Here is a 5,174-nt window from a genome sequence, read left to right on the forward strand (position 1 = left end):
GAATACCGTTGTGCCCGCGAAACGCTCGTCGGTGCAGACCAGCGCGCGTCGGCCGAACCGGGCGGCGACCGTCGGCAGCACATGGCGTTGCCCCTTCCCGAACAGGATTTCACGCGGCAACCGCAGGGCGGCGAAGAGGGTCATGATTGTTCCTTTGACGGCTGCTGACTGGAAACGGAGGCATTGAACTCGGTCTGGATCGGACGGTTTAAGAGTGTGTCTCTCGCACTTAAAAGATATCCGCTTTAAAATCGTATAGGATATAGGATTGCATCCGCGGAACCATCGTGTTAGCAGTCCTCACTGTCAAGAGGCAAAATATGCAGACCGCAAACTTACCCGACCCAAGCGACGCCAGCATTGGAGCTGGTCGCATCCAGCGCGCCAACAGTCTCGTCGAAGATGTCTATGAAGCCATCTTCGCGCAGTTGATGGCGCTGAAGATCCCCCCCGGCTCGCGCATCACAGTCGACAGCTTGGTCAAGGAATTCAACGTCTCGCACACGCCGATCCGGGAAGCCCTCGGACGGCTCGAAGGCGAAGGCCTGGTGCTCAAGACGCATCTGATCGGTTATCGTGCCGCGCCCCAGATCACCCGGCGCCGTTTCGACGAATTATACGAGATGCGTCTGCTGCTCGAGCCGCATGGCGCCGCAAAGGCCGCCGCAACGATGGACGACGCCAAGCTCGATCTGTTGCTCGAAGCTGCCGGCGTGATGTCACGCCGCGAAGGCAAGGATGATCGCGTGCGCTATTCGAATTTCGCCAGACAGGATGCGATCTTCCACGACAAGATCATGGAGTTTTCTCAAAACGAACTCATCCGTGAGACGTTGAGCCACCAGCACACGCACTTCCACATCTTCCGCCTGATGTTCCATGCACGCGTGACCGAGGAGGCGCTTGACGAACACGAGGCGATCCTTGCCGCGTTCGGCTCGGCCGATCCCGATGCCGCCGAAAAGGCGATGCGCATCCATATCGAGCACTCGCGCGATCGCCTGCTCCCGGCATTCGATTGAGGTCGGAACGGATGTCCATTGCCGCGAATATCGCCGGGGAGGGCGGGAGCACGTTGTCCAGCGAAGCGCCTGGTTCGCTTGAACCGGTGCTGCGCGCCCAGGAATTGTCCAAGCAATACGGCCCAGTGACGGTGCTGTCGGACGTCACCCTGGACGTCCTGCCGGGAGAGATCCATGCCATCATTGGCGAGAACGGTGCCGGCAAGTCGACGTTGATGCGGCTGCTGTCCGGCTATGTCGAGCCAAGCCACGGCACGTTGTCGATGAACGGACACGCGGTGAAATTTGCCAAGCCTGCCCAAGCACAGGATGCCGGTATCGCTTTGGTTCATCAGGAGATCCTGCTCGCCGAGGGGCTCACGGTCACCGACAATCTGTTTCTTGGGCGAGAGCTTTCGCGTGGCCATGTCGTGGATGACCGCACCATGCGCCGGCTGGCAACCGAGAAACTGGCGCAGATCGGCTGCGCGGTCTCGCCAAGGGCACTGGTGCGCGACGTTTCGCTGGCAGACCGGCAGATGGTGCAGATCGCTCGCGCCCTGCTTGACGACCACAAGGTGGTTATCTTCGACGAGCCGACCGCCGTTCTGACCGGTGGCGAGGTCGAGCGCCTGCTGGAGATCGTCCTGCAACTCAAGGCTCACGGCACCGCCGTGCTCTATATCAGCCACCGGTTGGATGAGGTGCAGCGGGTCGCAGACAAAGTGACCGTTCTGCGCGACGGCAAGATGGTCGGCACCTATCCCGGCAAGACGCTGAGCCAGATGGACATGGCGCGGCTGATGGTCGGGCGCGAACTGGCAGCGCTCTATCCTGAGAGAACCGCAGCGCCTTCGGATGTACCGATGCTGAGCGTGAGGAACGCCTCCGTTCCCGGCTATGTGGAGGACGTGTCGTTCACGGTCCACAAGGGCGAGATCCTGGGGTTCGCCGGTATGGTCGGCGCAGGCCGAACCGAACTCTTCGAGGGCATTATCGGCTTGCGCCCGGCAGTTGCCAAGATCGAACTTGAGGGCAAGTCGGTCCATTTCCAATCGCCGCGCGCGGCGATCGACGCCGGCGTCGGTTACCTGACCGAGGATCGCAAGGGCAAGGGACTGCTGCTGCAAGAGCACTTGGCGCCTAACCTGACGCTGTCGGCGCTCGATGTGTTCCATCCCGGCCTCTCGATGGGTCGGCGCCGCGAAGCGCAAGCCCTGGAACAGGCCGTGGAGACATATGACATCAGGCTGAAGAGCCTCGGCGCCAAAGCGGCCCAGCTTTCCGGGGGCAATCAGCAGAAGCTGCTGCTGGCGAAGGTGCTGCTGACCGATCCTTCGGTGGTCATTATCGACGAGCCCACGCGTGGCATCGACATCGCCAACAAGGCGCAGATCTATGCCTTCATCCAGGAGCTTGTGGCCAAGGGCAAGGCCTGCATCGTCATCTCTTCGGAGATGCAGGAATTGATCGGCATCTGCGACCGCATCCTGGTGATGCGCGAAGGCCGCATCACCGGCGAGGTCAGTGGCGCCGAAATGACCGAAAGCAATGTGGCGGTACTGGCGACCAGTGGCCCCAAGCCAGGGCCAAAAGCCAAGGGAGGCACAAAATGGCTGTCATGAGCGAATCCGCACCCAGGCGTCGCCCCCTCGATCTCAACATCAGTTGGACCGATATCGGGCCTTTTCTTGCGCTGGCAGCTCTGCTGGTGGCCGGTTACCTCATCAACCCCGATTTCCTGTCCGCCACCAACCTCGCCAACGTCATCACCCGCAGCGCCTTCATCGCCATTATCGCGGTCGGCGCGACATTTGTGATCTCGTCGGGGGGGCTCGATCTTTCCGTCGGCTCGATGGCCGCCTTCATCACCGGCATCACCATCATGTTCATGAACGCGGTGGCGCCGCATGCCGGCATCTGGGCTATTCCCGCCGGTATGGCGGTTGCGATCCTGGTCGGCCTCCTGTGCGGGCTTGCCAACGGGCTCATCGTCACGGTCGGCAGGATCGAACCGTTTATCGCCACGCTGGGCACGATGGGGATTTTCCGGGCGCTGATAACCTATCTGACCGATGGCGGCACGATACCGATCGACAGGTCGTTGCGCGAGGCCTACCGGCCTGTCTATTTCGGCACGGTCGGCGGGATCCCGGTTCCAATCCTCATATCCGTCGCAGTCGCCGCGGTCGCATCCTTCATCCTTTACAAGATGAAATATGGGCGCAAATGTGCGGCGGTCGGCGCCAATGAGGATGTCGCCCGTTATTCCGGCATCTCGGTGATCAGGACACGGACCGTGGCCTATATCGTCCAGGGTGTCTGTGTGGCGATTGCCGCGATCTGCTACGTGCCGCGCCTGGGCGCCGCAACGCCGACAACCGGACAGCTTTGGGAACTGCAGGTCATCACCGCCGTGGTGATTGGCGGCACCGCATTGCGCGGCGGCAAGGGCCATGTGTGGGGGACAGTCGCCGGCGCCGTCATCCTGGAACTCATCGCCAATCTCATGGTGCTCTCGGACTTCGTCTCCGAATACCTCGTTGCCGCTGTTCAAGGCGTCATCATCATCATCGCCATGCTCATCCAGCGGTTTTCGAATTCGAAATAGCGCCGCGTCCGGACCACGCGGATTAACGTTCTTGTAGGTCCAAGGGAGAAGACAATGTTCAGTAGAAAATGGATTGCGGCAGCGACACTTGGCGCGCTGCTGCTGGCCGGCCAGGCCATGGCGCAAGACAAGAAGGTCATCGCGGTGTCGATACCGGCCGCTGACCACGGTTGGACAGCGGGCATCGTCTACCACGCACAAGCGGCGGCCAAGGAAATCAACGCCGCGTTCCCGAACGTCGAAGTGGTCGTGAAGACGTCGCCGTCCGCGGCGGAGCAGGTCAGCGCGCTTGAGGACCTGTCGGCCAGCCGCAAGCTGGATGCTCTGGTGATCCTGCCTTACAGCTCGGAAGAGCTGACCCAGCCGGTCAACGCTATCAAGGACATGGGCACGTTCATCACCGTCGTCGATCGGGGTCTGACTGACGCCTCCGTCCAGGATCTCTACCTCGCCGGCGACAATATCGCGGTTGGCACCAACACCGCCAAGTTCATGATCGACAAGCTTGGCGGCAAGGGCGACGTCGTTGTGTTGCGCGGCATTCCGACCGTCATCGACGACGAGCGCATCAAGGGCTTCCAGGACACGATCAAAGGCACTGATCTGAAAGTCCTCGACATCCAGTACGCGCATTGGAACAGCGACGAAGCCTTCAAGCTGATGCAGGACTATCTGGCCAAGTACCCGCATATCGATGCGGTGTGGGCCAATGACGACGACATGCTGCTTGGCGTGCTCGAGGCGGTCAAGCAGTCGGGGCGGACCGACATCAAGCTTGCGCTCGGTGGCAACGGCATGAAGGACATCGTCAAGAAAGTGATCGACGGCGACGCCATGACGCCGGTCGAGACGCCATACCCGCCGTCGATGATCAAGACCGCGATCTACATGACAGTCGCCAACCTGATCGGCCAGGCACCCGTCCGTGGCACCGTCAAGCTCGACGCGCCGTTGATCACCCAGGCCAACGCCAAGGAATATTACTTTCCGGATTCGCCATTCTGACCCTATCCGATTTCACAGAAAGGCAGGCGCAGTCTGCGCCTTGCCTAGCTCAAAACACTGAGAGGAAGAACCATGCCAGGCAAAAAGATACTGATGCTGACCGGTGAGTTCACCGAAGAATACGAAATCTTTGTCTATCAGCAAGCGATGGAAGCCGTCGGTCACACCATCCACGTGGTATGCCCGGACAAGAACGCCGGAGATCTGATCAAGACCTCGCTGCACGACTTCGAGGGCGACCAGACCTACACCGAAAAGCTCGGCCATTATGCGCTGATCAACAAGACTTTCTCGGAAGCCGAGAGGCAGCTCGATCAGTATCATGCCGTCTACTGCGCGGGCGGCCGCGGCCCGGAATACATCCGCACCGACAAGCGCGTGCAGGCGATCGTGCGCCATTTCCACGAGGCCAAGAAGCCAATCTTCACCATCTGCCACGGCGTGCAGATCCTGATCGCTGTCGACGGCGTGGTGCGCGGCAAGAAGGTCGCGGCACTCGGCGCCTGCGAGCCGGAGGTGACACTGGCGGGTGGCACCTATATCGACCTGTCGCCGAC

At 60.9% G+C, this 5,174-nt stretch carries 5 protein-coding genes and 1 pseudogene; 5 read left to right on the forward strand and 1 reads right to left on the reverse strand.

Features of this window, described 5'->3' with window-relative positions; translation table 11 throughout:
- A pseudogene (locus EN969_RS36030) lies at positions 1-144 on the reverse strand (iron-containing alcohol dehydrogenase); the annotation flags it as partial.
- 176 nt (positions 145-320) lie between these two features.
- On the opposite strand from EN969_RS36030, the gene EN969_RS15840 reads away from it, so the two are divergent.
- From EN969_RS15840 to EN969_RS15860, 5 genes are all read left to right on the forward strand, one after another.
- The gene (locus EN969_RS15840) at positions 321-1,022 is read left to right on the forward strand and encodes a GntR family transcriptional regulator (RefSeq protein ID WP_013533133.1); all 702 of its coding nucleotides are present in this window, start codon (positions 321-323) and stop codon (positions 1,020-1,022) included.
- Between the two features lie 11 nt (positions 1,023-1,033).
- Entirely contained in the window at positions 1,034-2,626 is a 1,593-nt protein-coding gene (locus tag EN969_RS15845) for a sugar ABC transporter ATP-binding protein (protein WP_063167483.1), read from the forward strand.
- On the forward strand, positions 2,614-3,612 hold the full coding sequence (locus EN969_RS15850; protein ID WP_024502420.1) for an ABC transporter permease: 999 nt from the start codon (positions 2,614-2,616) through the stop codon (positions 3,610-3,612). Before EN969_RS15845 ends, EN969_RS15850 begins: the two co-directional genes overlap by 13 nt.
- Positions 3,613-3,666: 54 nt before the next feature.
- Positions 3,667-4,617, forward strand: a complete 951-nt coding sequence (locus EN969_RS15855; protein WP_063167484.1) for a substrate-binding domain-containing protein — start codon at positions 3,667-3,669, stop codon at positions 4,615-4,617.
- A gap of 72 nt (positions 4,618-4,689) precedes the next feature.
- Positions 4,690-5,174: DJ-1/PfpI family protein (locus tag EN969_RS15860; RefSeq protein WP_164758282.1), on the forward strand; the 485-nt coding region annotated here is incomplete at its 3' end.

Source organism: Mesorhizobium sp. M7A.F.Ca.CA.003.01.2.1 (assembly GCF_003998945.1).
Taxonomy (GTDB): Bacteria; Pseudomonadota; Alphaproteobacteria; order Rhizobiales; family Rhizobiaceae; genus Mesorhizobium; species Mesorhizobium ciceri.